The 26,432-nt window shown below is 71.2% G+C and carries 29 protein-coding genes and 1 pseudogene; 22 read left to right on the forward strand and 8 right to left on the reverse strand.

From position 1 onward, the window contains the following. Positions 1-67: 67 nt before the first annotated feature. Positions 68-1,288 (forward strand): cytochrome P450, encoded by a 1,221-nt coding sequence (locus ACFWR9_RS19450; protein WP_383843469.1) that lies wholly within the window; start codon positions 68-70, stop codon positions 1,286-1,288. Here ACFWR9_RS19450 and ACFWR9_RS19455 read toward each other — a convergent pair. Beyond that, entirely contained in the window at positions 1,271-1,474 is a 204-nt protein-coding gene (locus tag ACFWR9_RS19455) for a hypothetical protein (protein WP_383843472.1), read from the reverse strand. The two genes, ACFWR9_RS19450 and ACFWR9_RS19455, sit on opposite strands and share 18 nt — an antisense overlap. Positions 1,475-1,625: 151 nt before the next feature. Next, positions 1,626-1,814 (reverse strand): annotated as a pseudogene (locus ACFWR9_RS19460) (ABC transporter permease); the annotation flags it as partial. 134 nt (positions 1,815-1,948) lie between these two features. Here ACFWR9_RS19460 and ACFWR9_RS19465 point away from each other — a divergent pair. Further along, positions 1,949-2,545 carry a Uma2 family endonuclease gene (locus tag ACFWR9_RS19465; RefSeq protein WP_383843475.1) on the forward strand — a complete coding sequence of 199 codons (597 nt, stop codon included), beginning with the start codon at positions 1,949-1,951 and terminating at the stop codon, positions 2,543-2,545. Positions 2,546-2,557: 12 nt separating this feature from the next. Here the strand turns inward: ACFWR9_RS19465 and ACFWR9_RS19470 are convergent, their stop codons facing one another. Next, positions 2,558-3,457 carry a diacylglycerol kinase family protein gene (locus ACFWR9_RS19470; RefSeq protein WP_383843478.1) on the reverse strand — a complete coding sequence of 300 codons (900 nt, stop codon included), beginning with the start codon at positions 3,455-3,457 and terminating at the stop codon, positions 2,558-2,560. Between the two features lie 184 nt (positions 3,458-3,641). Here ACFWR9_RS19470 and ACFWR9_RS19475 point away from each other — a divergent pair, with 184 nt between their 5' ends. The 5 genes from ACFWR9_RS19475 to ACFWR9_RS19495 all read left to right on the forward strand — a co-directional run bounded on the left by ACFWR9_RS19475 (position 3,642) and on the right by ACFWR9_RS19495 (position 7,148). Continuing rightward, complete coding sequence (locus ACFWR9_RS19475) at positions 3,642-4,925, forward strand: adenylosuccinate synthase (protein WP_122616763.1); 1,284 nt, start codon at positions 3,642-3,644, stop codon at positions 4,923-4,925. 74 nt (positions 4,926-4,999) lie between these two features. After that, positions 5,000-5,521, forward strand: coding sequence for a DUF3515 family protein (locus ACFWR9_RS19480; RefSeq protein WP_383843481.1), 522 nt, complete (start codon positions 5,000-5,002; stop codon positions 5,519-5,521). A gap of 83 nt (positions 5,522-5,604) precedes the next feature. Next, complete coding sequence (locus tag ACFWR9_RS19485; protein WP_383843484.1) at positions 5,605-5,805, forward strand: hypothetical protein; 201 nt, start codon at positions 5,605-5,607, stop codon at positions 5,803-5,805. A 153-nt stretch (positions 5,806-5,958) separates the two neighbouring features. After that, complete coding sequence (locus tag ACFWR9_RS19490) at positions 5,959-6,819, forward strand: sigma-70 family RNA polymerase sigma factor (protein WP_383843487.1); 861 nt, start codon at positions 5,959-5,961, stop codon at positions 6,817-6,819. 38 nt (positions 6,820-6,857) lie between these two features. Then, positions 6,858-7,148, forward strand: coding sequence for a hypothetical protein (locus ACFWR9_RS19495; RefSeq protein ID WP_383843490.1), 291 nt, complete (start codon positions 6,858-6,860; stop codon positions 7,146-7,148). 22 nt (positions 7,149-7,170) lie between these two features. Here the strand turns inward: ACFWR9_RS19495 and ACFWR9_RS19500 are convergent, their stop codons facing one another. From ACFWR9_RS19500 to ACFWR9_RS19510, 3 genes are all read right to left on the reverse strand, one after another. Beyond that, positions 7,171-7,821, reverse strand: coding sequence for a hypothetical protein (locus ACFWR9_RS19500; RefSeq protein ID WP_383843493.1), 651 nt, complete (start codon positions 7,819-7,821; stop codon positions 7,171-7,173). 107 nt (positions 7,822-7,928) lie between these two features. Continuing rightward, on the reverse strand, positions 7,929-8,651 hold the full coding sequence (locus ACFWR9_RS19505; RefSeq protein ID WP_383843496.1) for a GntR family transcriptional regulator: 723 nt from the start codon (positions 8,649-8,651) through the stop codon (positions 7,929-7,931). 178 nt (positions 8,652-8,829) lie between these two features. Further along, the gene (locus ACFWR9_RS19510) at positions 8,830-10,185 is read right to left on the reverse strand and encodes an aspartate aminotransferase family protein (protein ID WP_383843498.1); all 1,356 of its coding nucleotides are present in this window, start codon (positions 10,183-10,185) and stop codon (positions 8,830-8,832) included. A 183-nt stretch (positions 10,186-10,368) separates the two neighbouring features. Here ACFWR9_RS19510 and ACFWR9_RS19515 point away from each other — a divergent pair, with 183 nt between their 5' ends. Continuing rightward, on the forward strand, positions 10,369-12,168 hold the full coding sequence (locus tag ACFWR9_RS19515) for a serine/threonine-protein kinase (RefSeq protein WP_383843501.1): 1,800 nt from the start codon (positions 10,369-10,371) through the stop codon (positions 12,166-12,168). A 161-nt stretch (positions 12,169-12,329) separates the two neighbouring features. On the opposite strand, the gene ACFWR9_RS19520 is transcribed toward ACFWR9_RS19515, so the two are convergent. Beyond that, entirely contained in the window at positions 12,330-13,094 is a 765-nt protein-coding gene (locus tag ACFWR9_RS19520; RefSeq protein ID WP_383843504.1) for an SLATT domain-containing protein, read from the reverse strand. 228 nt (positions 13,095-13,322) lie between these two features. On the opposite strand from ACFWR9_RS19520, the gene ACFWR9_RS19525 reads away from it, so the two are divergent. The 13 genes from ACFWR9_RS19525 (at position 13,323) to ACFWR9_RS19585 (ending at position 23,407) form a co-directional block, all read left to right on the forward strand. Then, positions 13,323-13,667 (forward strand): YbaB/EbfC family nucleoid-associated protein, encoded by a 345-nt coding sequence (locus ACFWR9_RS19525; RefSeq protein WP_383843507.1) that lies wholly within the window; start codon positions 13,323-13,325, stop codon positions 13,665-13,667. A gap of 73 nt (positions 13,668-13,740) precedes the next feature. After that, positions 13,741-14,340: a recombination mediator RecR gene (gene recR, locus ACFWR9_RS19530; RefSeq protein ID WP_383843510.1), complete on the forward strand. Its 600-nt coding sequence runs from the start codon at positions 13,741-13,743 to the stop codon at positions 14,338-14,340. Continuing rightward, a complete protein-coding gene (locus tag ACFWR9_RS19535) occupies positions 14,333-14,992 on the forward strand; it encodes a DUF5063 domain-containing protein (RefSeq protein ID WP_383843513.1) in 660 nt (219 codons plus the stop codon). Before recR ends, ACFWR9_RS19535 begins: the two co-directional genes overlap by 8 nt. Before the next feature lie 94 nt (positions 14,993-15,086). Continuing rightward, positions 15,087-15,902, forward strand: a complete 816-nt coding sequence (locus ACFWR9_RS19540; protein WP_383843516.1) for a helix-turn-helix domain-containing protein — start codon at positions 15,087-15,089, stop codon at positions 15,900-15,902. Beyond that, entirely contained in the window at positions 15,895-16,080 is a 186-nt protein-coding gene (locus ACFWR9_RS19545) for a DUF397 domain-containing protein (protein WP_383843519.1), read from the forward strand. Before ACFWR9_RS19540 ends, ACFWR9_RS19545 begins: the two co-directional genes overlap by 8 nt. 236 nt (positions 16,081-16,316) lie before the next feature. Continuing rightward, entirely contained in the window at positions 16,317-17,240 is a 924-nt protein-coding gene (locus ACFWR9_RS19550) for a hypothetical protein (protein WP_383843522.1), read from the forward strand. 23 nt (positions 17,241-17,263) lie between these two features. After that, the gene (locus ACFWR9_RS19555; RefSeq protein ID WP_383843525.1) at positions 17,264-17,539 is read left to right on the forward strand and encodes a hypothetical protein; all 276 of its coding nucleotides are present in this window, start codon (positions 17,264-17,266) and stop codon (positions 17,537-17,539) included. Beyond that, a complete protein-coding gene (locus ACFWR9_RS19560) occupies positions 17,536-17,925 on the forward strand; it encodes a hypothetical protein (protein WP_383843528.1) in 390 nt (129 codons plus the stop codon). Before ACFWR9_RS19555 ends, ACFWR9_RS19560 begins: the two co-directional genes overlap by 4 nt. A gap of 19 nt (positions 17,926-17,944) precedes the next feature. Continuing rightward, complete coding sequence (locus ACFWR9_RS19565; protein WP_383843531.1) at positions 17,945-18,502, forward strand: Uma2 family endonuclease; 558 nt, start codon at positions 17,945-17,947, stop codon at positions 18,500-18,502. A gap of 222 nt (positions 18,503-18,724) precedes the next feature. Further along, on the forward strand, positions 18,725-20,002 hold the full coding sequence (locus tag ACFWR9_RS19570; protein ID WP_383843534.1) for an aspartate kinase: 1,278 nt from the start codon (positions 18,725-18,727) through the stop codon (positions 20,000-20,002). Continuing rightward, a complete protein-coding gene (locus ACFWR9_RS19575; RefSeq protein ID WP_383843537.1) occupies positions 20,002-21,069 on the forward strand; it encodes an aspartate-semialdehyde dehydrogenase in 1,068 nt (355 codons plus the stop codon). The genes ACFWR9_RS19570 and ACFWR9_RS19575 overlap by 1 nt, the downstream gene beginning before the upstream one ends. 494 nt (positions 21,070-21,563) lie before the next feature. After that, a complete protein-coding gene (locus ACFWR9_RS19580) occupies positions 21,564-22,139 on the forward strand; it encodes a SigE family RNA polymerase sigma factor (RefSeq protein WP_064729026.1) in 576 nt (191 codons plus the stop codon). Next, a complete protein-coding gene (locus ACFWR9_RS19585; RefSeq protein WP_383843540.1) occupies positions 22,136-23,407 on the forward strand; it encodes a hypothetical protein in 1,272 nt (423 codons plus the stop codon). Before ACFWR9_RS19580 ends, ACFWR9_RS19585 begins: the two co-directional genes overlap by 4 nt. A gap of 11 nt (positions 23,408-23,418) precedes the next feature. Here ACFWR9_RS19585 and ACFWR9_RS19590 read toward each other — a convergent pair whose 3' ends face one another. Next, positions 23,419-24,270, reverse strand: a complete 852-nt coding sequence (locus ACFWR9_RS19590; RefSeq protein WP_383843543.1) for an SURF1 family protein — start codon at positions 24,268-24,270, stop codon at positions 23,419-23,421. Between the two features lie 143 nt (positions 24,271-24,413). Between ACFWR9_RS19590 and ACFWR9_RS19595 the strand changes: the two genes are divergently transcribed. Beyond that, a complete protein-coding gene (locus ACFWR9_RS19595; RefSeq protein WP_383843546.1) occupies positions 24,414-26,279 on the forward strand; it encodes a S9 family peptidase in 1,866 nt (621 codons plus the stop codon). The last annotated feature ends 153 nt before the right edge of the window (positions 26,280-26,432 follow it).

Consider the following 26,432-nt stretch of genomic DNA (forward strand, 5'->3'; position numbering starts at 1 on the left):
AGGTCAAGACCCGTGCACACGGGCGGGACTCTGGGCACAGGGCCGGTCGAGGTCTTACTGTCCGTCCATGACGGCCGCGTCCGACCTCGCCTTCGACCCCTGGGACCCCGCGTTCGTCGCCGACCCCTACCCCGCCTTCGTCGAGCTGCGGGACCGGGGCCGGGTGCACTACTACGAGCCGAGCGACCAGTGGCTCATCCCGCACCACGCGGACGTATCGGCGCTGCTGCGTGACCGGCGTCTGGGCCGGACCTACCAGCACCGGTTCTCGCACGAGGAGTTCGGCCGCACCCCGCCCCCGCCGGAGCAGGAGCCCTTCCACACGCTCAACGACCACGGGATGCTCGACCTGGAGCCGCCGGACCACACGCGGATCCGGCGCCTGGTGTCGAAGGCGTTCACACCGCGCACGGTGGAGCGGCTGAAGCCGTACGTGCGCGCGCTGGCGGACGACCTGGTCGCCGGGGTGGTCGCGGCGGGCGGCGGCGATCTGCTCACCGACGTGGCCGAGCCGCTGCCGGTCGCGGTGATCGCCGAGATGCTGGGCATCCCGGAGGGCGACCGGGCCCCGTTGCGGCCCTGGTCGGCGGAGATCTGCGGGATGTACGAGCTGAACCCGTCCGACGAGACGGCGGCGAAGGCCGTCCGCGCCTCGCTCGACTTCTCGGACTACCTGCGTGGGCTGATCGCCGCTCGCCGCAAGGAACCCGGCGACGACCTCATCTCCGGTCTGATCGCGGCCCACGACGAGGACGACGACCGCCTCACCGAGCAGGAGATGATCTCGACCTGCGTGCTGCTCCTGAACGCCGGCCACGAGGCCACGGTGAACGCGACGGCCAACGGCTGGCTGGCCCTGTTCCGGAACCCGGACCAGCTGGCTGCCCTGCGCGCGGACCACGCCCTCGTCCCGAGCGCGGTCGAGGAGCTGATGCGCTACGACACCCCGCTCCAGATGTTCGAGCGCTGGGTGCTGGACGAGATCGAGATCGACGGGACGACGATCCCGCGCGGCGCCGAGGTGGCGATGCTGTTCGGCTCCGCCAACCACGATCCGGCGGTGTTCACCGACCCGGACCGCCTCGACCTCGCCCGCCGGGACAACCCGCACATCTCCTTCAGCGCCGGCATCCACTACTGCATCGGCGCGCCGCTCGCCCGGATCGAACTCGCGGCGTCCATGACGTCCCTGCTGGAGCGGGCCCCGACGCTGCGACTGGCGGCGGAACCGGAACGGAAACCGAACTTCGTGATCCGGGGCCTTTCGGGACTACGCGTGGAACTCTGAGCGCCGGCGACGGGGCAGCAGCCAGGCGCCCAGCGCCCAGACCAGCGCGGGCACGACCGCGCCGCCGACCGCGACGAGGGGCAGTTCGGTGAGCACGGCGCCGAAGTCCTGGCCGTTGTTCTCGAACTCGTTCCCGAGATGCCGCTGCGTGCGGTCCGAAGCTCCCCAGAGCCATACGGCTCCCACGGCCCCCACCGCTGACACCAGGCACCCACCGCACGTCGTCGTGTCTCGCTTCATGCCCACGAGAACGCTCCCGACTCGTCCGCGGTTCGCCGTCCGCGGTTCGCGTTTCGCCGGCCCGCCCACCCGTCTCCGCCTCCTCGGCCTCCTCCGCTCAGGTCGTCAGGCCCCGCCGGCGCAGCCCCGCCAGACCCGCCGCCACCAGCGCCGCCGCGATCAGGAGCAGCACCGGCACCGGCGTCCAGCTCATATCCCCGCCCGGCAGCGTGGGCAGGTGCCCGAACGGCGACACGTCCAGCACCGCCTGCGGCACATTCAGCGCCGGCCCGACCCAGCCGGAGGCGACCACCTCCTGGCGGGTGCACCGGGAGGAGCGGTTCGGGCGGGGCTGACGGTGATCGGAAAAGCGGGTCACACGAGCGTAGGCGCCCGACTACACTGAGTTGCCACTGGTCCGCATCTAGGGGAGGGCGCATCATGACAGTCATGGCAGAGCGACCGACGACGAGCGGCACCGAGTCCCAGACCTTCGAGGAGTTGCTGGAAAGCCTCGATGAGCTGGTCGTACCCGACGGCTTCAAGGCCGAGATCATCAAGGGGAACATCGTCGTGTCGCCGTGGTCCAAGGGGTACTACACCCTCGTGATGCGCATGGTCTGCGGGCAGTTGGAGCCGCACCTGCCAGATGGGCACGTGATCGAACGCGCACCGAATCTCTTCGTGTTCCCGGGTGCCGAAAGGGCGTTCGGGCCGGACATCTACGCGGCGGATACGACAGCGCTGGCGACCGTCAGCAACCACCTGGACGGTGAAGCCCTCTCCTTCGTCGCCGAGCTGACCTCCTCCTCCACCCGGGACGACGACCTGACCGACAAGGTCGAGACGTACGCGAAGGCAGGCATCCCCGTCTACCTGATCCTCGACATGCAGGAAGAGCAGGCATCGGTCCTGTGGACGCCCTCCGCCAAGGGGTACGAGTCCCGTTGCACCAGGCCGTTCGGCGAGAAGCTCCCCATCCCCGCTCCGTTCGACTGCCTGCTGGACACCGCCGGCTTCAAGGCCCCCGCCTCCTGAGCCGAAGCGCACCTACCCCGCCGGCAGCGTCAGCCCCCACGCCCCCTCCCGCACCACCCACGTCCGCGTCCCCACCGGCCCGCACACCACGGCGTCGGCCCGGTACCGGAAATGCGCCCCCGACACGGTCACCGTCCGCCCGCTCGCCGTCAGCGGCGACGCCTGCGCTCCCACCGACAGCGGCCGCACCTCCACCAGAGCCACCCCTCCGGCGCCCGGCATCACCGTCACCGCCTCGACCGGCTGGTCCAGGTCCACCAGCATCACCCCGTCGACTTCCACCCGCAGCCGGGCCGGACCGGCCGCCCCCGGCGCCACGGCGGTCCGGGCCGGACGCGAGGACACCAGCGTCCGTACGAGCGACTGACAGGTCCGCAGCCAGGGACGGAGCGACGCCGACTCGTCCGGACCGGGGCCCCAGCCCTCCCGCACCGGCACCGGCACCGGCGGAATCCCCACCGCCCCCAGCACCACCCCGTCGCTGTCGTCGACGAGCAGGTCCAGGCGCCGTTCCGCGCCGTCCAGCACGGCCCGGGCCGCCGCCACCGCCCCGGTGGGCAGCCCCAGGGACCGGGCGAGGCCGAGCGCCGAGCCCACCGGCACCACCGACAGCGCGCACCCCGTGAGCTCCCGCCGCCGGTGCAGCAGGCCGACGGCCCGCAGCAGCGCGCGGTCGTCACCGACCACCACGGGCCGCCGCGAACCGCGTCGCCCGAGCGCCCGGGCGAACTCCTCCGGGCCGTCCGGCAGACACACCTTCGTGCTCGACACACCCGCGCTGAGCACGTCTTTCGCGATCCGGACGGACTCCCCGTCGGTCCGCCGGGCGACCGGATCGACGACCACCAGAAGCTGGTCGGGCCTCGCGGAAGAGTTCGCGGAAGAGCTCGCGGAAGTCACCACCTCGGCCATGCCTCGCTTCCTCGGGTAGCATCTTTGTGCAAGAGCCCCTTGCGCTATTGCGCCAGGGGCTTCGTCTATTCCGGGGCATCCGGTCCGACGGTGGCGGCCAACGACGGTCGCGGTGCACGCGACTCATACCCTTCGCGTACGCCCTCGACCATGGACATGCCCCGCCCGGAAGGGGTGTACGCGCGTGCCCGCACTTGTGCTGCTCGGTGCTCAGTGGGGTGACGAAGGCAAGGGAAAGGCGACGGACCTGCTCGGTGGTTCCGTCGACTATGTGGTGCGCTACCAGGGCGGCAACAACGCCGGCCACACGGTAGTCGTGGGCGACCAGAAGTACGCCCTTCACCTGCTCCCTTCCGGAATCCTGTCTCCCGGCTGTACGCCGGTCATCGGTAACGGTGTCGTTGTCGACCCGTCGGTCCTGTTCTCCGAGCTGAGCGGGCTGAACGAGCGCGGCGTAGACACGTCCAAGCTCCTGATCAGCGGAAACGCGCACATCATCACGCCGTACAACGTGACCGTCGACAAGGTGACGGAACGCTTCCTCGGCAAGCGCAAGATCGGCACCACCGGCCGCGGCATCGGCCCGACGTACGCCGACAAGATCAACCGCGTCGGCATCCGCGTCCAGGACCTGTACGACGAGTCGATCCTCACCCAGAAGGTCGAGGCGGCGCTCGACGTCAAGAACCAGATGCTCACCAAGCTCTACAACCGCCGGGCGATCGCCACCGGCCAGGTCGTCGAGGAGCTGCTGGCCTACGCGGACAAGCTCGCCCCGTACGTCGCCGACACGGTCCTGGTCCTCAACCAGGCACTGGACGACGACAAGGTGGTCCTCTTCGAGGGCGGCCAGGGCACGCTGCTGGACATCGACCACGGCACGTACCCCTTCGTCACCTCGTCGAACCCGACCGCGGGCGGCGCCTGCACCGGCGCCGGCGTGGGCCCGACGAAGATCAGCCGGGTCATCGGCATCCTCAAGGCGTACACGACCCGTGTCGGCGCCGGTCCCTTCCCGACCGAGCTGTTCGACGAGGACGGCGAGGCCCTGCGCCGCATCGGCGGCGAGCGGGGCGTCACCACCGGCCGCGACCGCCGCTGCGGCTGGTTCGACGCGGTGATCGCCCGCTACGCGACCCGCGTCAACGGCCTCACCGACTTCTTCCTCACGAAGCTCGACGTGCTCACCGGCTGGGAGCAGATCCCGGTCTGTGTGGCGTACGAGATCGACGGGAAGCGCGTCGAGGAGCTGCCGTACTCGCAGTCCGACTTCCACCACGCGAAGCCGGTCTACGAGACGCTGCCCGGCTGGAGTGAGGACATCACCAAGGCGAAGTCCTTCTCCGACCTGCCGAAGAACGCCCAGGCGTACGTGAAGGCGCTGGAGGAGATGTCCGGCGCTCCGATCTCCGCGATCGGCGTGGGCCCGGGCCGGGACGAGACGATCGAGGTCAACTCGTTCCTGTAGGAAACTGTGGGCAGCTGTAGGAAACCGCGGAGACCGCGGAGACCGCGGACGTAGGGCGACGGAGCGAGTGGAACATGCGAATCGGCAACCCCCTCCCCGTCGCCCTGCGCCGCAGGCCCACCACCCGGACGTGGATCTGGCTGACCGTGGCCGTCGTCGCCGTGGCCGGCGCGCTGTTCTACGTCGACGGCCACCGCGTCTCCGCCGCCCCGCACGCGGACGACGCCAAGTGCGACAAGGTCGTCTCCCGCCTGCCGGACGACATACCCGGCTCGTCCCGCGACTGGGCCCTGGGCGACGGGGTCGCGTCCTGGGCCGGTCAGAAGGCGGTCTTCCGGTGCGGCGCCGAGGAACTGCCGCCGAACATCAACCTCTGCGTCACCGTCGACGGCGTCGACTGGGTCCTGGACGAGGACCGGCTGGGGCGCGACGGCGTCAGCGTGCTGCGGACGTACGGCCGCTCACCGGCCGTGGAGTTCACGTACGACGGCCCGCGCGAGGAGGTGGGCGGCATCCTCACCGCGCTCAACCCCGCCGTCGAGTGGATCCCGCAGGAGCGCAAGTGCATCGGCCTGGACGACGCCGACGTCCTGTAGCCCTTCGCGCTCGGCCCCTTTCCGGCCCCCTTCCGGCCCCCTTCGCCGGGCGCCGGTGCGGACGATGGTGTCGGATCGGGGGCATGACCGACCGCTACAGCGCCGCTTCCTGCCAGGGCCCGCACGGCGGCGGGACCGGACCCGGCGACTGCGGCGACCCGGCCCGTTTCGAGGTCGCCCGGCATCTGCGGACGCCGCTGCGGGTGTGCCCCGTACACCTGGGACCCGCGCTGCTGCTGGCCGACGGGGTGCTGTGGCCGCCGGGGATCACCCTGGTGCGGTGAGCGGCCGAGAGGCCGCCGAGGGCGCGCGCACGCCGGGGTGGTTCACTGGGGGTGACCCGCCCGCGAGGGCGCATGGACGCGGAAGGAAGCCGTACGGTGCCCGGACGATCCTCTGGTCCATCCTCTGGTACATCCTCTGGTCCGTCGAATGACATGGCACGTCAGTTCGAGTTGGACCGGCCCCGGCAGCGGGCGGTCGCGTACCGGATCCTCGGTTCCCTCGGCGAGGCCGACGACGCCCTCCAGGACGCCTGGCTGCGCGCCGACCGCACGGACACCTCCGACGTGGCGAACCCCTCCGGCTGGCTCACCACGGTCGTGGCCCGGGTCTGCCTCAACATGCTCCGCGCCCGCGCCGGCCGCCGCGAGGAGCCGCTGGAGGACGTGTCCCCCGGCCCCCGGTCCGGTCCCCGGTCGGCCGATCCGGAGGAGGAGGCCCAGCTCGCCGACTCCGTCGGGATCGCGCTGCTGATCGTCCTGGACACCCTGGGCCCCGCCGAACGGCTCGCGTTCGTGCTGCACGACATGTTCGACGTGCCCTTCGACGACATCGCCGAGATGCTCGGCAAGACCCCCGCGGCCACCCGCCAGCTGGCCAGCCGCGCTCGCCGCCGGGTCCGGGGCGTCCCGGCGCCGGAGGCCGACCCGCCCCGCCGGCGCCGCGCGGTCGACGCCTACCTGGCGGCCACCCGCGGCGGCGACTTCGACGCGCTGGTCTCCCTGCTCCACCCGGACGTCGTCCTGCGCGCCGATGCCGCGGTCGTCCCGACGCCCGAGCCCATCGCCATGTCCGGCATGGAGCGGGTGGCCAGGGGAGCGATGGCCTCGATGGCCAGGGCGCAGTCCGCCGCCGTCGTCCTCGTCGACGGCCTGGCCGGCATCGCGACCGCCGAACACGGCCGGCTGAACGTGGTCCTCCGCTTCACCTTCGCGGACGACGACCGCATCACCGGCATCGACGTGATCGCGGAGCCGGAGCGCCTGAACGAACTGGACATCACGGGCATGAGCTGAACCTGTACACGTCGTGTCGGCAGAAGAAGGTGAGTGCGATGCGCGTGCTGCTCAAGGCGACGCTGGACACGGAGAAGGCGAACGCGGCGATCCGCAGCGGGAAGTTGCCCGAGCTGATCAACCAGACGCTCGACCACATCAAGCCGGAGGCCGCCTACTTCGGTCCCCTCGGCGGCCGGCGGACGGCCCTGATGGTCTTCGACATGCAGGACAGCTCGGAGCTGCCGCCCACCGGCGAGCCGTTCTTCACCGAGCTGAACGCCGAGGTCGAGGTGTCTCCGATCATGAACGCGGACGATCTGCGCAAGGGCCTCTCCCAGCTCCGCTGACCGGCACCGGGTTTGGTCCGGATCAGCTGAAGACGATCATCGACCCCTGCGCCAGGCTCCGCGTGGCCGCCGCGTGCAGGCCCAGCCACACGTGGCGCTCCCGGGCGAAGGGACTGGAGTCGTAGGGCGCGGCCACGGCCGGCTCCTCCAGCTCCGTCGGCGCGAGCGGCGGCTGCGGCGGCGCCGGGGGGTTGGCCGGGTCGATGCCGAGGGCCGGGGCGACGGACTCCAGCTCCCGCAGCAGGGCGTGCGAGGAGCCCAAGGGGCCGCCGCCCGCGAGGAGTTCGTCGTTGGCGAGCGGGTGCGGGAAGTCGACCGGGACGTAGGCGCCCGCGTGGTCGTAGTGCCAGACCAGGTGCGACTGCTGGGCCGTCGACTCGAACATCTCCAGCAACTGCTCGTAGTCACCGCCGAGTTCGTCCACCGGTGTCACCGGCAGCCCGCACACCTGGAGCAGGTACGCCCGGCGCAGGAAGTGCAGTGCGTCGTAGTCGAAACCGGCCACCGGCCCGACCTCGCCGGTGAGTCCCGGCATGTACTGGTACACCGGGACCGGCGGCAGCCCGGCCTCGGCGAGCACCTTGTCGTATTGCGCGAGTTCTTCGGCGAACGGGTTGTCCGGCGTGTGGCACAAGACGTCGACGAGCGGTACCAGCCACAGGTCACAGGCCAAAAGAGGGCTCCTCACACAGCACGGTGGGTCAGGAAAGCGTAGTCGGTGCGGGTCGCGTGCAGGTCCCATACCCATCTGGCGCCGGACCACGACACCTCAGCCGTTGGTCATCGCCCGGTGCTCCCCCGGTCGTCCCGGGCGAGCCGTTCGATCAGCGCGAGCGAGTGGGCGTTGTACGCGTGCACCAGCGACCGCGCGCCCGGCACGTCGCGGCGGGCGAGGGCGTCGACCAGCTCCGTGTGCCCGGACCACAGCGCGCCGCGCAGCTCGCTGAGCCGGCGCAGGTGCTGCACCGTGCACACCCAGGACTGCACGCGCAGCCGGTGCAGGAAGTCGGAGAGGTAGGCGTTGCCGAAGAGGGCGGCCAGCTCGCGCCAGAACCGCAGGTCGTAGCCGATGAGGACGGTCAGGTCGCCGGCCGCGGCGGCGCGCTGGGCCTCCTCGCCCCGGCGCCGCACTCCGGACAGGGCGGCGGCGACGCGCGGGTCGTCCGGGTCCGGCCCGCCCCCCAGGTCCCCGGCGAGGGACAGGAACATCCCGTCGGTCACGAGGCTGCGGGCCCCGACCATGCCTCGGAAGTCGTCGACCGAGTACTCGTGCACCCGGAAGCCCCGGTGGTGGTCGGCGTCCAGGAGCCCCTGCGCGGACAGGTCGACCAGGGCCTCGCGCACGGGCGTCGCGGACACCCCGTACTGCTCGGCGATCTCCTTGACGGTGAACTCCTGCCCCGGCTGGAGCCGCCCGGCCAGCACCTCGTCGCGGAGCGCGTCGGCGATCTGCCGCCGCAGGGTGCTGCGCGTGACGGCACCGGTGCCGCTGGGGCCGGGCATGGGCGGGCGTCTCCTCGTCGCGGGCGGGGCGTGCGTGCCCGGGGCGGGCTCGCAGGGTTCGCACACATGTCTACGGTGTACGAGCACGCCACCATACGCGCCGGCGCCCCTCCCTGCCCGCAAGCGGGCAGGGGCTCCTCGGCGTACTCCTCCCGCTACTCGGTGCACTTGCCTCTCGCTACTCCGTGTACTCGTCCGCCACGGACAGTGCCGTGTCCAGGACCGCCAGGCCCTCCTTCAGCTCGGCCTCCGAGATGTTGCACGGCGGCACCACGTGCGTGCGGTTCATGTTCACGAACGGCCACACGCCGTGGGACTTGGCGGAGGCGGCGAACGCGGACATCGGGGTGGCGGCCTGCCCGGTCGCGTTGTAGGGCACCAGCGGCTCCCGGGTCTCCCGGTTCTTCACCAGCTCCAGCGCCCAGAACATGCCGGTGCCGCGCACGTCGCCCACGCTCGGGTGCCGTTCGGCCAGCTCCCGCAGGGCCGGTTCGACGAGCTCGGCACCGAGCCGCGCCGCGTGTTCGACGATGCCCTCCTCCGCCATCACGTTGATCGTGGCGACGGCGGCGGCGCAGGCCAGCGGGTGCCCGGAGTAGGTCAGGCCGCCCGGGTAGGGCCGCTCGGCGAACGTCTCGGCGATCTTCCCGGAGATCGCGACACCGCCCAGCGGCACGTACCCCGAGTTCACGCCCTTGGCGAAGGTCATCAGGTCGGGCACGACGTCGTACAGGTCCGCCGCGAACCACGTACCGGTCCGCCCGAAGCCGGCCATGACCTCGTCCAGCACGAAGACGATGCCGTACTTGTCGCAGATCTCACGCACCCCGGCGAGGTAGCCGGCCGGCGGCATCATGATCCCCGCCGTGCCCGGGACCGTCTCCAGGACGATCGCGGCGACGGACGCCGGGCCCTCGAAGGCGATCGTCGTCTCCAGGTGCTCCAGCGCCCGCGCGCACTCCTGCTCCTCGGTCTCGGCGTAGAAGCGCGAGCGGTACAGGAAGGGGCCCCAGAAGTGCACGACACCCGCGGTGCCGCTGTCGGAGGCCCAGCGGCGCGGGTCGCCGGTGAGGTTGATCGCCTGCTGGGTGCCGCCGTGGTACGAGCGGTACGCCGACAGCACCTTCGGCCGCCCGGTGTGCAGCCGCGCCATGCGCACGGCGTGCTCCACGGCGTCGGCGCCGCCGTTGGTGAAGAAGATCTTGTCCAGGTCGCCCGGCGTCCGCTCGGCGATCAGCCGGGCCGCCTCCGAACGCGCCTCGACGGCGAACGCGGGCGCGAACGTCGTCATCCGCGCCGCCTGCTCCTGGATCGCGGCGACGACCTTGGGGTGCTGGTAGCCGATGTTGGTGTAGACGAGTCCGCTGGCGAGGTCGAGGTAGCGCTTGCCCTCGTAGTCCCAGAAGTACGACCCCTCCGCGCCGGCGACGGCGAGCGGGTCGATGAGCTCCTGGGCGGACCAGGAGTGGAAGACGTGCGCGCGGTCCGCGGCCTTCACGGCGGCGCCGGCCTGGAGGTGGGGCTCAGGAGTCATGCGGCCGAGGGTAGATGTCCGCGATGCGGAAACGGAATCGGCGTCCTGTCTGCGGTCCGGAGCTTTCCGCGACAGGTTGTCGACGTACCGGCCATCCCGTCACGCACAAGACCCCCGCACCGAGGGGCGCGCCCGCACTATCCTCGCTCTGTTGCGCACGTTCGGGGGGAAGGCGGCGGCGACATGCACGAGCTGGGGGACGGGGATCCGATGGGGGTCCCCCCAGGCGTTCAGCACTGGGGGAACATCGGGGCGTACCGGCTGCTGCGGCGGCTGGGCGCGGGGGGTATGGGCCACGTCTACCTGGCCCGCTCGGACCGGGGGCGCACGGTCGCCGTGAAACTGGTCCGCGAGGAGCTGGCCGCGCTGGAGGAGTTCCGGGAACGCTTCCGGCAGGAGGTCGGGGCCGCGCGCCGGGTCGGCGGCCACTGGACCGCGCCCGTGCTGGACGCCGACACCGAGGCCGCCGTGCCGTGGCTCGCCACCGGGTACGTCGCCGGTCCCAGCCTCCAGCAGGTCGTCGGCCACGACCACGGTGCCCTGCCCGAGCGGTCGGTCCGCATCCTGGGGGCCGGTCTCGCGCACGCCCTCCAGGACATCCACGCCGCCGGGATCGTCCACCGCGACCTCAAGCCGTCCAACGTGCTCGTCACGATCGACGGGCCCCGCGTCATCGACTTCGGCATCGCGCGGGCCCTCCAGACGGTCACCGACGGCGGGCTCACCCGCACCGGCGCGCTCGTCGGCTCGCCCGGTTTCATGGCGCCGGAGCAGGTGCGCGGCGACCGGATCACGCCCGCGTGCGACGTCTTCTGCCTCGGCTCCGTCCTCGCCTACGCCGCCACCGGCGAGCTGCCCTTCGGCACCGCAAACAGCGGCGTGCACGCGCTGATGTTCCGCATCGCGCAGGAGGAGCCCGACCTGGACGGCGTGCCCGAGGGCATCGCCGACCTGGTACGCGACTGTCTGAAGAAGGACCCCGCCGCGCGCCCCGGCCTCGCCGAGGTCCTGGAGCGCACGGGCGCGCAGGACACGGTCACCGACGGCCGTTCCCGCGACCCGTGGCTGCCCGGCGCGCTGGTCGCCCAGCTCGGCCGGCACGCCGTACGGCTGCTGGACACGGAGAACCCGGAGACGCCGGGGGCATCGGAGACGCCGGGTGGTACGTCCCCGGCCCCGCAGACCCCCGTGGCGGGACCCCCGCCACCGCGCGAGCCGGGCAGCGGCGGCGGGGGCGCCCCGCTGAACCACCTCCCCACCCTGGTCGCGGGCCAGAACCCGCCGCCCACACCCCCGCCCGCCCACGGGTACGCCGTCCCGTCCCCGGCCTGGAACGCGCCGCCGCCACCCGGCCACCCGCAGCCGTACGGCACCGGCCCGACCCCGCCCTACGGGCCCCCACCGCCGTACGGCCCGCCCTACGACCCGTCCCGCAGGGGCCGCTCCACCGCGCTGCTGATCGCCGTCGCCCTGGTCGTCGCGCTCGGCGCCGGCGGCTCGGTCTACGCCCTGATGAGCGGGGGCGGCGACGACCGGGCGGACGGCGACCCCACGCCGACGGCCTCCGCGTCCCGGAGCACGGACGGATCGGCTCCGACGGTCGACGACGCGGACCGGCCGACCCGGAAGGGCACGATCCCGACGGCGTACCTGGGCACATGGGCCACCACCATCGACAACGCGTCCGGGGTCCACACCCGCAGGCTGACCATCCGGCAGGGCGAGGTGGGAGACACGGTCCTGTCCCTCGCCGCCGACGGCCCCGCGGGCAACGGCACCTACCACTGCGTCTTCGAGGCCGCCCTGACCGACACCCCGGCCCCCGACGGCCCGGTCACGGTCGGCCCTTCCACGGTGACCACAGGCCCGTCCACCACCTGCACCCCAGGCGCCCCCACCGAGGTCACCCTCCTACCAAACGGCACCCTGGAACGCACAAACACGACAACAGGCGAAACCCTGACCTACACCCGCTCCCGCTGAGCTGCGGGCAATCGTGCCGCTGGGGCGGCACCCGTCCCAAAGAGAGCGGCACCCCGCAACGCCGGGCTGCGACACCCACCCCCGGCCCACCCCCACGCCGGTCACCGGAAAACCGACCTCACCGCACCGACCTCACCGCACCGACCTCACCGCGAGCCAAGTCACCTCGGCTCCGGCGGCCGCTGCCGAGGCATATTCGGCCGAGCCCCATTCGCAGGCGCCGAGAACCGCCCCGACCCGACCACCCCCGCCTCCGAGGCCCGGCCACCCGCCACCCCACCCCCCACCCCCGACTGCAACCCCAGCGGCGCGACCCCGGACCGGAAGTCCATCATCCAGTCCGCCGTCTCCGCCCGCACCAACTCCGTCACGTCCTCCGAGAACCGCCGCAGCACCAGCAGACACCGCTCCGCCGCCTCACTCGCCGTCCCGTCCGCCGGCCCCAGCACCTCCCGCACACTCTCCGACGCCCAGTCGAACTGGAGCGCCTGAAGCCGCCGCTGCACCGCCTGCGCCGTGGCCACGTCCCGCATCCACCCGGACGTGACCCCGAAGTACCGGTCCCCGGCCACGCACGCCACCGCGACCAGCAGCGCGAGGTACCCCCAGGGGGCGACCCCGCCCACCACCCCGGACATGTCGAGCAGCGGCAGCGCCGCCCCGGCGACCGCCCCCACCGCCGCCCCGCCCCGCAGCAGCACGGCGCCCCGCCGCTTCCACACCCGGTCGGCCAGATACCAGGCCGCCGTGTCCAGCGCACCCCGCTCCACCCACCGGTACAGCTCGTCCAGCCGGTCGGCGGGCAGCGCCCAGTCGCCGAGCGGAAACGCCCGCCCGGCCAGGTCGCCCGGCCGCGCTCCGGCCGCCCCCTGCTCGTCCCGCCCGTCCTGCGGCGGCCCCTCGGGCTGCTTCTCCGGCTGACCCACCCGGCACTCCCTACTGCTGACCGTCCGCGCCTGCTCGGAATCCTTCCTACCGCCCAATGGGTGGCGACACCGTGGGTTCCGCCGTCTTTCCGCCCGGAAGGGGGTCTTGATCAGGTATAGGACTCGGGCAACATCACTCGAAAGAGTGCTGGGGCGAGGGCCGCCCGGACCACGTAGGCTCGTGCCGAACGGGAAATCAGTGACGAGCCGTAGTGACAGGAGTCGAACGTGATCCCCGGTGGTGGCCAGCCCAACATGCAGCAGTTGCTCCAGCAGGCCCAGAAGATGCAGCAGGACCTCGCCGAGGCCCAGGAGGAACTGGCACGGACGGAGGTCGAGGGCCAGGCGGGCGGCGGCCTGGTGAAGGCGACGGTCACCGGCTCCGGCGAGCTGCGCGGCCTCGTGATCGACCCGAAGGCGGTGGACCCGGAGGACACCGAGACCCTCGCCGACCTGGTCGTCGCCGCGGTCCAGGCGGCCAACGAGAACGCGCAGACCCTCCAGCAGGAGAAGCTCGGCCCTCTCGCCCAGGGCATGGGCGGCGGCAGCGGCATCCCCGGCCTGCCTTTCTGAGTTCGCCTTTCTCAGACCGGCGGAAGCCATCTACCGTACGTAGTGCAGGAACCTCAGGAAGGACGGCAGTCCGTTGTACGAAGGCGTGGTCCAGGACCTCATCGACGAGCTCGGGCGACTGCCCGGCGTCGGTCCCAAGAGCGCGCAGCGGATCGCCTTCCACATCCTCCAGGCGGAACCGACCGACGTACGACGGCTCGCCCAGGCCCTCATGGAAGTGAAGGCCAAGGTCCGCTTCTGCGCGACCTGCGGGAACGTGGCGCAGGAGGAGCAGTGCAACATCTGCCGCGACACCCGGCGCGACCCCGCCGTGATCTGCGTGGTGGAGGAACCGAAGGACGTCGTCGCCATCGAGCGCACCCGTGAGTTCCGCGGGCGCTACCACGTGCTCGGCGGCGCGATCAGCCCGATCGACGGGGTCGGCCCGGACGACCTCCGCATCCGTGAACTGCTCGCCCGCCTCGCCGACGGCACCGTCACGGAACTGATCCTGGCCACGGACCCGAACCTGGAGGGCGAGGCCACGGCCACGTACCTCGCCCGCATGATCAAGCCCATGGGCCTCAAGGTCACCCGCCTGGCCAGCGGCCTCCCGGTGGGTGGGGACCTGGAATACGCGGACGAGGTGACTCTCGGCCGCGCCTTCGAGGGGAGACGACTCCTAGATGTCTGACGCCACGCTGCACGCGACCAACCAGAACCCCGACGACTTCGCGGTCCAGATTGCGGACCAGATCGAAAGCTTCCTGGTCGCGGTCACGGAAGTGGCCAAGGGCGACGAACCGGACTCGGCCGTCCCCTTCCTCCTCCTGGAGGTCTCCCAGCTCATGCTGGCCGGCGGCCGCCTGGGCGCCCACGAGGACATCGTCCCCGACGAGCGCTACGAGCCCGACCCGGGCCCGGAACTCGACGTGGACGAACTCCGCGAGAACCTCGCCCGCATCCTCGACCCCATCGACGTCTACTCGGAGGTCTTCGACCCCTACGAGCCGCGTAAGGCCCCGGTCCCGGCCCGTATCTCCGACGACCTCACCGATGTCATCACCGACCTCCGCCACGGCATGGTCCACTACCGGGCCGGCCGCACCACGGAGGCCCTGTGGTGGTGGCAGTTCTCCTACTTCTCCAACTGGGGCTCCACGGCTTCCGCCACCCTGCGCGCCCTCCAGTCGGTCGTAGCCCACGTCCGCCTCAACCAGCCCCTCGCCGCCCTCGACGGCCTGGACACCGACGAGGACCTCGGCGACGACGCCCTGGAAACGGAGGCCGGCAAGGTCATGGTGGAGGAGATCGCGGGTCCGCTGGGGCTGCGGCCGGTGAAGTGATCCGCTCCGACCGGTGAATCCTGTTCATCACGGTCACACGTAGCCATCGGCCGGTCTACGCTCGGTAGCCGACGACCAGCCGGAGGTGGGCCCTGTGCCGGTACCGAACAACAACTCCCAGCCACCCGCGGCCTGGTGCTACAGCGGCAACCAGATCAGACGCTGGCGCACCCTCGCCAACGTCAGCCGCGAGGCCCTGGCCACCGCCGCCAACTACGCCCCCGAGACCATCTCGTCCATGGAGCGCGGCGTCCGGATGCCGTCGCCCAGGCTCCTCGACATCGCGGACGAACTCTGCGGCGCCCAGGGCATGCTGAGCGCGGCGAAGGAGTACGTCCGCCGGGAGCGGTACTCCGCGCGGGCGGTCGACTTCATCGAGCGGGAGCGCGAGGCGACGAGCCTGTGGACGTACGAAGTCGCTCTGGTGCCGGGCCTGTTGCAGACGCGGGCCTACGCGAAGGCGCTCATCGACAACCGCATCCCGCCCCTGGACGAGGAGACGGTGGAGGAGCGGGTGGCCGCCCGGATGGAGCGGCAGACGATCCTCACCGAACGGAAGCCGCCGGTAGGGCTGAGCTTCGTGCTCTATGAGGCGGTCTTGCGGAGCCCGTTGGTGGACGAGGCGCAACTGCAACGCCTACTGGAGGTGTCCCGACTGCGCAACGTGGTGTTGCAGGTACTTCCCTTCGAGCAAGCATTCAGTGATGCGCTCATGGGGCCCATGGTGTTGCTGGAGGGGCTGGACCACGAGCGATTGGCCTTCATGGAGGGCGCGTTCGCCAGCGAACTCTCGGCCGATCCAGGTGTTGTCAGCCGCGTCACCGAGCGGCTAAGCATGATCCGCACGCGGGCCCTCGATCCCGACGAGACGGCCCGTTTCATCGAGCGGATGGTGATCAGCCGTGAGTGACCAGTTGAAGTGGTTCAAGTCGAGCTACAGCGACAACGAGGGCGGTAATTGCGTCGAGGTCGCCCGCAGTGGCGCCATTCACGTCCGCGACTCCAAGTCCGCCCCGACCGGCCCCCAGTTCCAGGTCTCGCCCCCCGCCTGGGCTGCGTTCATCGCCGCAGTTCAGCCCGGAGCTTGAGCCCCGGGACCCGAGCTCTTCCCTTGGGTTTCTGGTCTGGTTGAAATTCCCAACCAACCAAGTCTGTAGCTGAGTTGAGGCGGTGTACCTCGTAAGAGTGACGTTCCGTGATCAGCTTGCGTCGTTGTGTAAAGCCGCTCTAGGTTCGCGGCAAACGACCAGCAAATGAGTCGGCCCCGGCGGTGCGCCAACACCAATCCGGGGCCTGACCTACGGAACGAAGAAGTGGTTCGCCCGTGGCTTACGCCAAGACTAGTCCTGCCCTCCCCTCCGCGTCCCACCCCATGGCCAATCCGGGCTACGGAAAGCGCCTCGCAGGTGACGAAAACCCGGTCGCGGACCCGGACTTCGCACACCTGATCCCCCGGGACGCCGAGGTCGCCGTCTTCATCGACCACCTCGACACCGGCCACGCGATGGGCCACAAGGCGCTCGCGGCGGAGCATCCGCGCTACGGCCAGCAGGCGATGCGCTCGTCGCTGACCCGCATCACGCACGCCGGCCACCTGCGCTGGATCAAGGAACACATCACCGTCGAGGACAACACCATGCGGTGGGTCACGCGGACGTACTGGTCGCGTACCCGCAGGTCAGCGGAGTGGTGGGCGGTGTTCGCGCGGGAGCGGCACGGTACGGACGTGACCTGGGACCACCAGCCCGGCCTGGCCCGGGTCGAAGAAGCGACGGCCGCCCCCGTACCGGACGTGACCGAGCCCGAGCCGGTACCCGAACCCGAACCCGAGCCGGTCGGCGTCGCGTACCGCACCCTCGCCGCACTGCGCACCGCCGAGCCGCGTATGGCGCTCAGTGACGGCGACTGCGGTTCCCTCGAACCTCTCGCCGAGGAGTGGCTGTCGCGTGGTGCGACGCCGAAGGACATCACCCGAGCCCTGACCGAAGGGCTGCCACCCACTGTCAGCAACCCGGGCGGTCTCGCCCGCCGACGACTGGAGTCGAAGATGCCCCCGAAGCAGCGCGCGCGGCGCGCCAAGGTGACCCGCGTGATCATGGTCTGCGGGATCTGTGACCAGGACGAACGCACGGTGAAGCTCGACGGCGGCGTCTGTGAGAACTGCCTTGCGGAGGCGGCCGCCGAGGACGAGGAGTACGCCATCGTGCCCGACACCTTCCTCCGCGTGCCCAGGCGCTGGAACCCCTGAAGCAACCGGATTACAGTCGTAATATGGCTGAGAAAGTGAAGTTCAGTGTGAGCCTTGATGCCGAGCTCGGTAAGGCGCTGCGGCAGTTCGCCGCCGCCGAGGACGAGCAGATCTCCTCGGTGATCAGCCGAGCCCTTGAGCAGTACCTCAGCAACCGGCGCCTTCTCCGGGAGGGGATGCGAGCGATGGAGGAACATTTCGACGAGTACGGGTGGCCGACCCCCGGCGAGATGTCCGCAGCTGAAGCGCGGGTCGACGCTCTCTTCGGGGAGACGCCGGAGGAGCGACGCAGCGCATGAGTCACCTGATCTACGACACCGGCGCGCTGATCGCCGCTGTGAAGAACGACCCGGCCTTCCTGCATGTGCACTACACGGCGCTCAGCAGGGGCAAAACCCCGGTCGTCCCGGCCGGGGTGCTGGCGCAGGGCTGGGACACACGTCCGAAGGCGGCGGCCCTGCATCGCGTACTGCACGGCTGCGAGGTGCTGCCGATGACCGAGACCATGGCGAAGGCGGCGGCCGTGCTCTGTCAGCAGAACAAGACCTCCGACGTCATCGACGCGACCGTCGTCCTCGCCTCCATCGCCTACGACGACGCCCCCATCCTCACCGACGACCTGGGCGACATCCGCGCCCTGGCCGCCTGCGCGGGCCGGGAACGCATTCACGTGGAGCGCCCGTGAGCGTGCAGGAGGCGACGCCATGACCCGCAGGACCGAGCACCGGCCGCAGATGTCCGTCGAGGAGTTCGAGGAGCTCGAACGCCATGCCCCGGAGACCGTGCGGCTGGAGTTCATCAATGGGAAGGTCCAGGTCAAGGCAGTGACGGACGGCAACCACGATCAGATCATCGCCTGGTTGCAGAGGCTGTGCATGCAACATCGTCCGGAGCTGTGGCTTTACGTCGACAGGGGTGTGAAGGTCGAGGGCTACCGCAAGGGGCGAGCTCGCCCGGGCGGCGTTCTCGCACCGTACGGGTACCCGAAGGGGCATGGTGACTGGTCCGATGCCGAGGGAGTGCTCATGGCCGTGGAAGTCACCTCGCACGACCGAATCGACAAGCCCGACGGTTACGCCGCCGCAGGCATCCCCGTCTACCTCCTCGTCGACCGGGACGACTGCACGGTCACCGTGTTCACCGAACCGCAGGACGGCCGCTACCGGCAGCAGGTGAACAGTGCCTTCGGCGCCCCTGTGAAGCTTCCCGACCCCGTCGGCATCACCCTCGACACCGAGCCCCTCAAGGAACTCGCGGACTGAGTCCGGCCCGGTATCGACGTGAAGGGAAGACACTTGTGAACGTGTGACACGCCGCACTTTCCCGAGTGACCCGTCTCCGGTTGGGCATGAGCCAGCCTGAGCGAGTACCCGGGTCTCACCATGCGATACCGCAGGGGGGAAACCGGGACGCTCGGTAAAATGAGCCGACCGCAGTACATATACGTACGTGCGGACCAGAGACGGATTGAGCGAGGAGCGCACGTGGGCCTTGTCGTGCAGAAGTACGGAGGCTCCTCCGTAGCCGATGCCGAGGGCATCAAGCGCGTCGCCAAGCGGATCGTGGAAGCGAAGAAGAACGGCAACCAGGTGGTCGCCGTCGTTTCCGCGATGGGCGACACGACGGACGAGCTGATCGATCTCGCCGAGCAGGTTTCCCCGATTCCTGCCGGGCGTGAACTCGACATGCTGCTGACCGCCGGAGAGCGTATCTCCATGGCGCTGCTGGCCATGGCGATCAAAAACCTGGGTCACGAGGCCCAGTCGTTCACCGGCAGCCAGGCCGGAGTCATCACCGACTCGGTCCACAACAAGGCCCGGATCATCGACGTGACGCCGGGGCGCATCAAGACCTCGGTGGACGACGGCAACGTCGCCATCGTGGCCGGCTTCCAGGGCGTCAGCCAGGACAGCAAGGACATCACCACGCTGGGCCGCGGCGGGTCCGACACCACGGCCGTCGCTCTCGCCGCCGCGCTCGACGCGGACGTCTGCGAGATCTACACGGACGTCGACGGCGTGTTCACCGCCGACCCGCGTGTGGTCAGCAAGGCGAAGAAGATCGACTGGATCTCCTTCGAGGACATGCTGGAGCTCGCGGCCAGCGGTTCCAAGGTGCTTCTCCACCGCTGCGTGGAGTACGCCCGCCGGTACAACATCCCGATCCACGTCCGGTCCAGCTTCAGCGGACTCCAGGGCACCTGGGTCAGCAGCGAGCCGATCAAGCAAGGGGAAAAGCAGGTGGAGCAGGCCCTCATCTCCGGTGTCGCACACGACACCTCGGAGGCCAAGGTCACGGTCGTCGGCGTGCCGGACAAGCCGGGCGAGGCCGCCGCGATCTTCCGGGCGATCGCGGACGCCCAGGTCAACATCGACATGGTCGTGCAGAACGTGTCCGCGGCCTCCACGGGCCTGACGGACATCTCCTTCACCCTGCCGAAGTCCGAGGGCCGCAAGGCCATCGACGCCCTGGAGAAGAACCGCGCCGGCATCGGCTTCGACTCCCTGCGCTACGACGACCAGATCGGCAAGATTTCGCTGGTCGGCGCGGGTATGAAGAGCCACCCCGGCGTCACCGCCGACTTCTTCACGGCGCTCTCCGACGCCGGGGTCAACATCGAGCTGATCTCGACCTCCGAGATCCGCATCTCGGTCGTCACCCGCAAGGACGACGTGAACGAGGCCGTGCGCGCCGTGCACTCCGCCTTCGGTCTCGACTCCGACAGCGATGAGGCAGTCGTCTACGGGGGCACCGGCCGCTGATGTCCGACACCGGACGGGACGGGCGGCCCACGCTCGCCGTCGTGGGAGCGACCGGTGCCGTCGGCTCGGTCATGCTCACGATCCTGTCCCAGCACGCGGACGTCTGGGGCGACATCCGTCTGATCGCCTCGCCGCGCTCGGCCGGCCGCAAGCTGGCCGTGCGCGGTGAGGAGGTCGAGGTCACGGCGCTCACCGAGGAGGCCTTCGACGGCGTCGACGTCGCCATGTTCGACGTCCCCGACGAGGTCGCCGCCCGGTGGGCGCCCGTCGCCGCCGCCAAGGGCGTCGTGGTGATCGACAACTCCGGCGCGTTCCGGATGGACCCGGACGTGCCGCTCGTCGTGCCCGAGGTCAACCCGCACGCGTTGCGGATGCGGCCGCGCGGCATCGTCGCCAATCCGAACTGCACGACGCTGTCCATGATCGTGGCGATGGGCGCGCTGCACGCCGAGTTCGGGCTGCGTGAGCTGGTCGTCTCCTCGTACCAGGCGGTCAGTGGCGCGGGGCGGGACGGCGTGGACACGCTGCGCCGGCAACTGTCCCTGGTGGCCGGTACCGAGCTGGGGACGCACCCCGGTGACGTGCGGCGGGCCGTCGGTGACGGCACCGGGCCGTTCCCGGAGCCGGTCGCGCTGAACGTCGTACCGTGGGCCGGGTCGCTGCGCGAGGACGGCTGGTCGTCGGAGGAGATGAAGGTGCGGGACGAGTCCCGCAAGATCCTCGGGCTGCCGCAGCTTCCGGTGGCGGTGACGTGCGTACGCGTCCCCGTGGTCACCACGCACTCGCTGACCGTCCACGCCCGGTTCGAGGGCGAGGTCACCGTCGACCGGGCCCGGGAGATCCTGGCCACCGCGCCCGGCGTCGTCCTCTTCGACAACCCGGCCGCGGGGGAGTTCCCCACCCCCGCCGACGTGGTCGGCACCGACCCCACCTGGGTGGGGCGGGTACGGCGGGCGCTGGACGACCCGACGGCGCTGGAACTCTTCGTCTGCGGGGACAACCTGCGCAAGGGCGCCGCGCTGAACACCGCGCAGATCGCGGAGCTGGTGGCCGCCGAGTTCGCCTGAACCCCCATCAGGCCCCATCAGAGGGGCGAAATGCCCTGGCCACTGTTGGTTTCCTTTGTAGGATCCATGGACGAGATGTGATCCGGAAGTTGGTCCGGACTACTTGTACCCGGCACCTGTGCCGTCAGAGGATTTCCTCCCCGCCCTCCGCAACCGTGCGGATGGCGGGGAGCGTCTTTGCGGTCACCCATTCGTGGCGCTCAGACGCGTGGGTCGGCGTGGGGACGCCGAGGACGGGCGTGGGGACGCTCGTTCATATGGGACATAGGGGAAGAGCGGACGATGAGGGCGTATGACGCACCGTCAGCCGGGTGGCTGCCCGACGGACAGGACCGACACGGGAACGTGACGCCCGACACGTACAACCCTCACGGGGGTCGGCGTGTCCAACAGGCGTGGCAGAGGTACTCGAATTCACCGCATCGACGCGTGGCCCCGCTGTGCGGGCCCCCGGCCGGTCAGTCCGTCCCCGTGTGGCCGGTCCGGCCGGTGGCATGCCGGTGATCGCGCCGATGCCAGCAGCGCGGCCGGCCCGCATATCGAACCAGCGCGACGGCGCGGACGACACGGTGGCGGCGGGTACCACCGTCGACCACCTCACCGAGACGTACCGGGCGCACTACCGGTCGCTGCTCGGCCTCGCCGCCCTCCTCCTCGACGACACCGCCTCCTGCGAGGACGTCGTCCAAGAGGCGTTCATCCGCGTGCACTCCGCGCGCAAACGCGTCCGCGACCCGGAGAAGACCCTGGCGTATCTGCGCCAGACTGTCGTCAACCTGTCGCGCTCGGCGCTGCGCCGCCGCATCCTGGGCCTCAAGCTGCTCTCCAAGCCGATGCCGGACATGGCGAGCGCGGAGGAGGGCGCCTACGACCAGCTGGAGCGCGACTCCCTGATCAAGGCGATGAAGGGACTCCAGCGCCGCCAGCGCGAGGTCCTGGTCCTGCGCTACTTCGCCGACATGACCGAGGCACAGGTCGCCGAGACGCTCGGCATATCCCTCGGCTCGGTGAAGGCGTACGGTTCACGCGGCATCGCGGCGCTCAGGGTGGCCATGGAGGCACCGGTATGAGTGACGGCAACGACGCACGACGGGGCGCCCGCGACGAGCACGCGCGGCAGGATCACGCGCGGCAGGACGAGGACGTCCCCCGGGAAGGGCCCGCGCCGGCCGGACCGGACAGAACGACCGAACCGAGCCCGCCGGACGGACCGGCCGGGCAAGGGCAACGGCAAGAGCAGCAGAAGCACACGCACGACGCTGGGAACGGAACTGTGAACCACGGCCCCGCCGACCAGGGCCCCGACCCGCGAGGGCAGGACGGGCTCGACGCCGACGAGCCGGCGCTGCGCCGGATGCTGCAGCAGGCCGTCCAGGACGTCGAGCCGAGCGACGGCACCCTGGAACACCTGCGCCGCGCGGTACCCGCCCGGCGGGCCCGCAAGCGCCAGGCCGTCGTCGGGATGGCCGCCGCCGCCCTCTTCATCGGCACCGCGGTCCCCGCCCTCGTGCACGTCTCCAACTCCACCGGCCCGGGCGCCGACCCGTCCGTCGCGGGCCACGCCTCGCAGGCCCAGGGCGGCGCCTCCCAGGGCAAGGACCCGGCCGGCGGCCAGAGCGGCGTCGCCGGTTCCGCGGGCCCCGGCGAGGACAAGGACCGCACCGGCCCCAAGGAGACGCCCGACGGCAAGGAGAGCGGCGCGGCCACGGGCTCCGCGCCCGGGACCGAACCGTCGCCCAGCGTCGCCGCCGGCGTTCCGGCGTGTACGCCGAAGCAGCTCGGACCGGCCGTCGCCGGCATCGCCGAGCCCGACTCCGCGGGCGTGGTCTACGGCTCGTTCCGGGTCACCAACGTCTCCTCGGACGGCTGCACCGTCACCGGCCCCGGCAACGTGGTCACCGCTTCGCAGGGAGCGGCGGACGCCTCCAGGATCGGCACGGCACGGCATGTGGCGGGCGACGCCGCGGCGGGACTGCCCGACCCGTCCCTGGAGACCACGGCGCTGACCCTGGCGCCGGCCTCCGGGTACGAGGTGCAGTTCGCCTGGGTGCCCTCGGAGACCTGTCCCACCACCGGCGGCACCACCGGGGGCAGCACCGGCGGGCCCTCGCCCGACCCCTCGCCCACCGGGGACACGACCGCCGCGGGCGGCACCTCCACGAGCGGCGCCGAGGCCGGCCCCACGACCCAGCTGCTCAACGAGGACGGACCGGCGGACGGAAGCGTGTCGGTGACGTACACCCCGGAGAGCGGATCCGGTTCGGCCACGGCCACGGTGTCCAACGCGTGCGTGGGCACCGTGTACTGGACGGGTGTGCTGGCGGGCACGGAGTCGTAAGGGGCGCCTGCTCAGGCGTTGGACGGGCTGGGCCGCGCTGCCCGCTCGGTCTCTTCCCCGGCGTTCTCGGCGTCGGTCTCCGTGGCCTCGACGTCCTCCGCGTCCTCCACGGCCAGCCCCAGCTCCGCGTCCCGGGCGAGTTCGGCCTCGCGGCGCAGCAGCCGGAACCACATGAAGATCACGAAGCCCACGAAGGCGAACCACTCGGCGGTGTAGCCGAGGTTCTGGAACGCCTTCAGGTCGAGGCCACTGTTCTGCGGCGCGCTGACGGGCACGGCCCGCATCCCGGAGTCGCCGCTGTTCAGCGTGGTCCAAGCGTCGTACACGTCGTAGGGCACGAGGTTCAGCAGCGTCGCCGCGCTGATCGAGCCGGTCTGCCCGGCGGGCCATCCCGAGCGTCCGCTGACGCCGTTGCTGCCCGGTGACTCCGGGGCCTGGAGCGCTCCCGTGACGGTGACCTCGCCGGTGGGCGGGGCCGGGACCTTCGCCGGGTCGGGTTCGCCCGGCAGCCAGCCGCGTACGACCGGCAGGGCGCGGCCGTCGTCGGTGCGCAGCAGCGTGAGGACGTAGTAGCCCTCCCGGTCGTCCAGCTTCCGCTCGGGCACGAGCAGCTGGTCGGCGTACCGGCCGGTGACGGTGGTCTGCTTGCCGACGGTCGACTTGTCCAGGGGCAGCAGCTCGGCCAGGGGGCGCGGCGCGTCCCGGCGGGCCTCCTCGTGCTGGGTGGTCGCGGTCTCGTGGTCCTGCACCCGGTCCTCGAAGCGGCCCAGCTGCCAGGAACCCATGAAGATGCAGAAGGGGATGGCCAGGACGACGAAGACGTTGATCCCCCACCATCGGGGCGTCAGCAGAAACCGGTACACGCCCTCCACGGTACGGGGCGGGCCTGTGCGCCCCTGCTTCGGGGCTGTGGAAAACGTGGTGGCAGACGGGTGGACGGGCGAGGTTGTCCACAGGCTGGGGATCCCGTCTGCGCGTTGTCGGCAGGTCGGGGCAGTATGGGGCCATGACTGAGAGCAACGGGTCCGTTCGGTCGGACGAGTCGGACGAGTCGGACGAGTCGGACGAGCGGCAGACGCAGGGCGAGCAGATGCCCGAGTGGGAGAAGCGGTTCCGGGCGCCCAGGGTGTCCCTTCCCGACTGGGCCGAGGACGCCCCGGACCGCTCCCTGTTCGTGTCGAACGCGACGGGGACGTACGAGCTGTACGCCTGGGACCGCTCGTCGGGTGACCAGCGCCAGGTCACCGACCGGCCCAACGGCACGACGGACGGCGTGCTCTCGCCCGACGGCGACTGGATCTGGTGGTTCGACGACAAGGACGGCGACGAGTTCGGTGTCTGGCGCCGCCAGCCCTTCGCGGGCGGTGAGGACAAGGCGGCCGTGCCGGGCCTCGACCCCTCCTACCCGGCGGGCCTCGCCCTCGGCCGGGACGGGCGTACGGCGGTGGTCGGCCGCTCCACCGACGAGGAGGGCACGACCATCCACCTCGCGCGCGGGGACGGCGCCGCCCCGGCGGAGATCTACCGGCACCGCGAGTCCGCGGGCGTCGGCGACCTCTCGCACGACGGCACGCTGATCGCGATCGAGCACACCGAGCACGGCGACGCGATGCACTCGGCGCTGCGCGTCCTGCGTCCCGACGGCACGACGGTCGCCGAGCTGGACGACACGAAGGGCGGCGAGGAGGAGCTGGGTCTGGAGGTCCTGGGCTTCGCGCCGGTCGACGGTGACACCCGCCTGCTCATCGGGCACCAGCGCCGGGGCCGCTGGGAGCCGCTGGTGTGGGACGTGGCGACGGGGGAGCAGACCGACCTCGCCCTGGAGCTGCCGGGCGACGTCAGCGCCGAGTGGTTCCCGGACGGCGGCGCCCTGCTGATCGTGCACGGCTTCGAGGCCCGCAGCGAGCTGTTCCGCTACGACTTCGCCGAGCGCGAGCTGGCCGAGATCGAGACGCCCGCGGGCACCGTCTCCGGGGCGACGGCCCGCCCGGACGGCACCGTGGAGTACCTGTGGTCCTCGGCCGCCGAGCCCTCGGCCGTCCGCTCCACCACCGGCCGCGTCGTCCTGGACCCGCCCGGCATGAAGTCGCCCCGCTCGGTCCCGGTGGAGGACGTGTGGGTGGAGGGCCCCGGCGGCCGCATCCACGCCCTGGTCCAGAAGCCCGCCGGCACGACCGGCCCGCTCCCGACGGTCTTCGACATCCACGGCGGCCCGACCTGGCACGACAGCGACTCCTTCGCCGCCGGCCCGGCCGCCTGGGTGGACCACGGCTACGCGGTGGTCCGCGTCAACTACCGCGGCTCCACCGGGTACGGACGCGCCTGGACCGACGCCCTCAAGCACCGGGTGGGCCTCATCGAGCTGGAGGACATCGCGGCGGTGCGCGAATGGGCGGTCACGTCCGGCCTCGCCGATCCCGGCCGCCTCATCCTCACCGGCGGCTCCTGGGGCGGGTACCTCACGCTCCTCGGCATCGGCATCCAGCCCGAGGCGTGGACCCTGGGCATCGCCGCCGTCCCGGTCGCCGACTACGTCACCGCGTACCACGACGAGATGGAGGGCCTGAAGGCCCTCGACCGCACCCTGCTGGGCGGCACCCCCGAGGAGGTCCCCGAGCGCTTCGAGGCATCCTCCCCGCTGACCTACGTCGACGACGTCAAGGCCCCCGTCTACATCTCGGCCGGGGTCAACGACCCACGCTGCCCGATCCGCCAGGTCGAGAACTACGTCAAACGCCTGGAGGCCCGCGGCGCCCTCCACGAGGTCTACCGCTACGACGCGGGCCACGGCTCCCTGGTCGTCGACGAACGCATCAAGCAGGTCCGCCTGGAACTGGACTTCGCGGAGAGGCATTTGCCGCGCGGCGCGTAGTGAGTCGTTTCGAGCTCGCCTCCTGAGCTACCGAGACGGGTGGTGGGTGGGCATAGGCCGGGGGTCCAGGGGGCGGAGCCCCCTGGCGGGGGGGGTGGGGGCCGGCCCCGAACGCCCCCCCCCCCCCCCCCCCCCCCCCCCCCCCCCCCCCGG

It is taken from the genome of Streptomyces sp. NPDC058534 (assembly GCF_042717365.1).
Classification (GTDB): Bacteria; Actinomycetota; Actinomycetes; order Streptomycetales; family Streptomycetaceae; genus Streptomyces.

Coding starts and splice junctions, on each gene's coding strand:
- ACFWR9_RS19490 (WP_383843487.1), top strand. CDS start 5,959: ATGGCACGTCAGTTCGAGTTGGACCGGCCCCGGCAGCGGGCGGTCGCG.
- ACFWR9_RS19585 (WP_383843540.1), top strand. CDS start 22,136: ATGAGTGACGGCAACGACGCACGACGGGGCGCCCGCGACGAGCACGCG.
- ACFWR9_RS19560 (WP_383843528.1), top strand. CDS start 17,536: ATGAGTCACCTGATCTACGACACCGGCGCGCTGATCGCCGCTGTGAAG.
- ACFWR9_RS19535 (WP_383843513.1), top strand. CDS start 14,333: ATGTCTGACGCCACGCTGCACGCGACCAACCAGAACCCCGACGACTTC.
- ACFWR9_RS19485 (WP_383843484.1), top strand. CDS start 5,605: ATGACCGACCGCTACAGCGCCGCTTCCTGCCAGGGCCCGCACGGCGGC.
- ACFWR9_RS19515 (WP_383843501.1), top strand. CDS start 10,369: ATGCACGAGCTGGGGGACGGGGATCCGATGGGGGTCCCCCCAGGCGTT.
- ACFWR9_RS19565 (WP_383843531.1), top strand. CDS start 17,945: ATGACCCGCAGGACCGAGCACCGGCCGCAGATGTCCGTCGAGGAGTTC.
- ACFWR9_RS19465 (WP_383843475.1), top strand. CDS start 1,949: ATGACAGTCATGGCAGAGCGACCGACGACGAGCGGCACCGAGTCCCAG.
- ACFWR9_RS19580 (WP_064729026.1), top strand. CDS start 21,564: ATGCCGGTGATCGCGCCGATGCCAGCAGCGCGGCCGGCCCGCATATCG.
- ACFWR9_RS19480 (WP_383843481.1), top strand. CDS start 5,000: ATGCGAATCGGCAACCCCCTCCCCGTCGCCCTGCGCCGCAGGCCCACC.
- ACFWR9_RS19470 (WP_383843478.1), bottom strand. CDS start 3,457: ATGGCCGAGGTGGTGACTTCCGCGAGCTCTTCCGCGAACTCTTCCGCG.
- ACFWR9_RS19555 (WP_383843525.1), top strand. CDS start 17,264: ATGGCTGAGAAAGTGAAGTTCAGTGTGAGCCTTGATGCCGAGCTCGGT.
- ACFWR9_RS19510 (WP_383843498.1), bottom strand. CDS start 10,185: ATGACTCCTGAGCCCCACCTCCAGGCCGGCGCCGCCGTGAAGGCCGCG.
- ACFWR9_RS19575 (WP_383843537.1), top strand. CDS start 20,002: ATGTCCGACACCGGACGGGACGGGCGGCCCACGCTCGCCGTCGTGGGA.
- ACFWR9_RS19595 (WP_383843546.1), top strand. CDS start 24,414: ATGACTGAGAGCAACGGGTCCGTTCGGTCGGACGAGTCGGACGAGTCG.
- ACFWR9_RS19450 (WP_383843469.1), top strand. CDS start 68: ATGACGGCCGCGTCCGACCTCGCCTTCGACCCCTGGGACCCCGCGTTC.
- ACFWR9_RS19505 (WP_383843496.1), bottom strand. CDS start 8,651: ATGCCCGGCCCCAGCGGCACCGGTGCCGTCACGCGCAGCACCCTGCGG.
- ACFWR9_RS19495 (WP_383843490.1), top strand. CDS start 6,858: ATGCGCGTGCTGCTCAAGGCGACGCTGGACACGGAGAAGGCGAACGCG.